The organism is Synechococcus sp. R6-7, assembly GCF_047461695.1.
Classification (GTDB): domain Bacteria; phylum Cyanobacteriota; class Cyanobacteriia; order Thermostichales; family Thermostichaceae; genus Thermostichus.
This window is the reverse complement of sequence record NZ_JANSHS010000017.1, coordinates 1-3,591: the sequence shown is the minus strand read 5'-3', so window position 1 is coordinate 3,591 and position 3,591 is coordinate 1. Positions and strand designations below refer to the sequence as shown.

Annotated in this window: 5 protein-coding genes; 2 read left to right on the top strand and 3 right to left on the bottom strand. The window is 56.6% G+C overall.

What is annotated here, in order from left to right; all coding sequences use genetic code 11:
- Nucleotides 1-8: 8 nt before the first annotated feature.
- From NW815_RS00555 to NW815_RS00545, 3 genes are all read right to left on the bottom strand, one after another.
- A complete protein-coding gene (locus tag NW815_RS00555; protein WP_414388997.1) occupies nucleotides 9-533 on the bottom strand; it encodes a hypothetical protein in 525 nt (174 codons plus the stop codon).
- Between the two features lie 93 nt (nucleotides 534-626).
- Nucleotides 627-1,241 (bottom strand): Uma2 family endonuclease, encoded by a 615-nt coding sequence (locus NW815_RS00550; protein WP_414330774.1) that lies wholly within the window; start codon nucleotides 1,239-1,241, stop codon nucleotides 627-629.
- Between the two features lie 120 nt (nucleotides 1,242-1,361).
- Nucleotides 1,362-2,672 (bottom strand): serpin family protein, encoded by a 1,311-nt coding sequence (locus tag NW815_RS00545; protein ID WP_414389707.1) that lies wholly within the window; start codon nucleotides 2,670-2,672, stop codon nucleotides 1,362-1,364.
- A gap of 21 nt (nucleotides 2,673-2,693) precedes the next feature.
- Between NW815_RS00545 and NW815_RS00540 the strand changes: the two genes are divergently transcribed.
- Nucleotides 2,694-2,870 carry a hypothetical protein gene (locus NW815_RS00540; RefSeq protein ID WP_414389705.1) on the top strand — a complete coding sequence of 59 codons (177 nt, stop codon included), beginning with the start codon at nucleotides 2,694-2,696 and terminating at the stop codon, nucleotides 2,868-2,870.
- A gap of 72 nt (nucleotides 2,871-2,942) precedes the next feature.
- A complete protein-coding gene (locus tag NW815_RS00535; RefSeq protein WP_414389703.1) occupies nucleotides 2,943-3,467 on the top strand; it encodes a DUF192 domain-containing protein in 525 nt (174 codons plus the stop codon).
- The last annotated feature ends 124 nt before the right edge of the window (nucleotides 3,468-3,591 follow it).

The window sequence follows — 3,591 nt, the reverse complement described above, 5'->3', positions numbered from 1 at the left end:
AGCAGTGTTCAGCGTAAATGTATCAGCACGAAAGCTTCTGGTTCGTCCCCTTTGATGCCGACTTGGCTGCTAAAGCAGGCGATGACCTCCTCGTTCAGCTCCGGTTTAGAAGGATCGCTGTGAAACTGCAGCCGCACTTGGCTTTGGACCTGGAAACTCTCTTGAGCTTGGTTGTCCAAAACCTCCTGGCCTACCCGATGTACCCGCACCCCTTGCAACTGGGCCAAGGGATAAGAAAACACCTGCTGCCGCCAAAAGCCCCAAGGGCCACCCAGCCGGGTCAAGGTCACCCGTTGGCTTTGGCAATCTAGATTCAGGATCTGCCCCAACCCCCAAGGGATCCCAATCCACAAGCCCATCCCCACAGCCACCAACCCCCACAGCGGCGAACGGGCCCACAGTTGGGATCCCACAATCAGCAGCACCAAGCCTGCTGCCGCCCGCCAAGCCAGTTGCTGAGAGGTAAACCGCTGTAGGGCAATGCGCAGCGGTTTGGGATTGCGCTCCAGAACCTGCGGATAGACCGGTGCCATGAAATGGGATCCCACTGCTTAGGCTAGCTTAACAGGGGTTGCTTTTCCCTAGGCGCTGAAGGCATCTTATCCGGGCATTGCGTTGGTGAAAAACTACAACTCCGGCTCGGCAAAAAACTCTGATAAATCCAGCGCAAATCCAGGGATCACCTCTCCACCTTCCAGGATGTCGCCGGGTTTCTTCAATGCTTCAGGCTCAGGCCGGCGATAGACCAGAACGTATTTCTCTTCAGGATGAATGATCCAGACCAGCCGGGATCCATTCTCGAAATACTCAACAACCTTGTCATGGATCTCTCCAACGGTGTTGGCATCGGAGAGAACTTCTACAGCCAAGTCTGGAGATCCCTCAATATAACCCCTTGGGATCCCGCCCAGAGATTGCAGTCGTTCTTTGGAAAAAAAAGAACAATCCGGAGAGCGGCGATTACCGGATTTCATTTTGAAGGAAGTATCGGAATCGAAGGTAAATCCAATCCTTTGACTGCGAACGTAGGAGCCCAGAATGATGTGAATCAAACTTACGTAGTACCCATGCTTTGCACCTGCCGAGCCCACAGTAACCAGTTCTCCGTTCACAACCTCATAGCGATTGCCATCCTCCGGTAAAGCCATAAACTCTTCGTCAGTCCAAATTTTTCGAGAAGCTGCCGGAGAACTATCAGCAGGTGCCTCGGCCAATTTTTCTCTTTCCAAAACCTCGACCATCATGACCTCCGCAATGAAAAACGGCTAAACCAACCAAGGGAGCCGGTCTGGGGTCAACACATCCTGAAGAGCGATCTGCACGCCCGGTAAGAAGTCAGCAAGCTGCCCTGAGGGATCCCCTTATTTAGGATCCACTAGGGATCCCATGAACAACACGGTTTGGGCCGCTGGGTTGCCGCCGGATCCGGAGGCCACAATGGCAAACCAGAAGGGCCGATCTGCCACAAATTGAAAGGGCTCTTGCCGGTCGACAGCAGTCCGGGAGACGATCACCCCAGTAGCGGCTGCCGCCTCGGATCCCTCTTCGTTCACTTCAATTGCTGCTTTGTGCAGGACTCTGCTGATCCGCGCTGGCTCTGGGGTCATCTGGCTGAAGTCGGCTCGGTTGGAAAAGGCAACTCCCAGGCCCAACTGCTGCAGAACGGAAGTGAGATCCGTTTCATAAGCCAATTCAAATCTCGGGATCCGCACCGAACCTGCACGGGGGCGCAGGGATCCCGTCCATTCTTGCCAAGTTTCCGGGCTCAGCTCTGCCCGCAGCGATTCCAGCTTCACTCCCTTCTTGGGCAGCAGGATCAGCATTTCCAGTTCTCCTTCCCCGTAGGGCAGGCTCACCACCTGCAACTGCTCGGTTTCCAGGTAGTCGTAACGACCTGATTGAACCATCATGGGTACTCGGACGCGGCGGCCATCCAACCGAGTAAAGGGCTGAGTTTGGGTGCGCTCCGGATCGAAGGGCTGAGTCCACTCGCCCTTGAAGTAGATGGCATTGAGCAAAACCATCAAATCCTCGCGGCTGAGGCGATCCACAATGCGGTTGATCTTGCCCTGGGTGCGCTCGGCCACCCAGCCGTTGATCTGGTTCACCGTTTGCCGGGATCCCAAATTCACCCGATTCACCACCGCTTGGTAGTAGGTGGCCAAAGCCTGCAAAAACTGGGGCTGTAAGGTGAGGGTTTGATCCACCCAGAGGCCGTTGGCCATTTGCACCTGGACTGGCCCTCCTGCCGGGGATCCCTCCGCCAGCCAGCCCACCATTTGGGCATTGCTCCAGTTCAACTCATTGAGGGAAAGGTCCTGTGCCTCCAGCACCTCGGCCATTGCCGTTTGAGTCTCCCCAGAGGCGCCGTTGTAGAGCATGCTCAGGGCCAGGCGGATGCTCAAGGGGGAGAAAAAGAGGTTCTCTTGGGGCTGCTGACGGAGCAGGTGATCAAACAGTTTCAGCGCAAAGCGGCTTTGGGCTTGTTGGGCCACGGTCTTTTCCCCATACCCTTCCCCATAGGTCACCGTTGGCTCAAAGGGAATCCGCACCGGGGTTTCCTGTGAACGGGATCCCATCCCGTGAGTGGGCCAGAGGCCCAGGCTCAGTAAACCCAGCAGAGCCAGAAGAGGGATCCGGCTCACCAAGGATCGATTAAACAGGTCTTTCATAGGGCTCTCCTGGCAGAGTCTATGGCTATGCTATCGGGTCGGTTGTGGGCTGCCCTTGCCCAGAGCCGCCATTCCGGCTGCGCTCAAGGGGGAAAAGCACAGGCCGCTTCCGGCAAGCAAGAATTGGCAAGGCTCTCCCAGGGGGGAACTTCCTGCGTCTGGCTGGTCAAGTCGCAGCAGCAGCGTCTGGCGCGATAGGATGAAGCCTGCACAGGAGAGTGCCACATGGTTCTGTTCACGATACACGTTCCAAAAGGGTGCAGAGTCGCCTTGGGCCTGGCTCTACTGCTCCTGGGATCCGGCTTGGGATGTACTACTGCCACGGAGAGATCTCCCGCCTCACAAACTCAGGTAACCGAAGCCATCTCTCCATCCCCCCCAGCCATAGGGCAGCCCCAGCAACTGCCGGTTGAAGCCGAAGTCACCCTTGCCGGCCAACGCTTTGAGCTAGAGGTGGCCCGCACCCCTGAGCAACAGCGCTTGGGCCTGATGTTTCGCACCGATTTGCCGCCGGATCGGGGCATGTGGTTTCCCTTTGATCCGCCCCAGCCAGCTTCTTTTTGGATGTTCAACACCCTGATCAACCTGGACATCATTTTCCTTCACCAAGGCAAGGTGGTGTACATTGCCGCCGATGTGCCCGGCTGCCCCGCCCAACCCTGCCCCACCTATGGGCCGCCTCCTTCCCAGTTGGTGGACGGTGTGCTGGAGTTTCGCGGCGGGACGGCTGCTGCTTTGGGTTTGGCCGTTGGAGATCCGGTCGAGATCCGAGAGCTTCAGCCCGTAGCCCCTTGATTTCTCCCTCCCTTGGGGACAAGGAAGACGGGCTCGAAGATGATCTTTTGAAGAATCTTTGCGATGATTTTTGAGGGTTGCTAACTAAGCCTACAGAAGAGCATGACTCTAGTCAATAATAAGC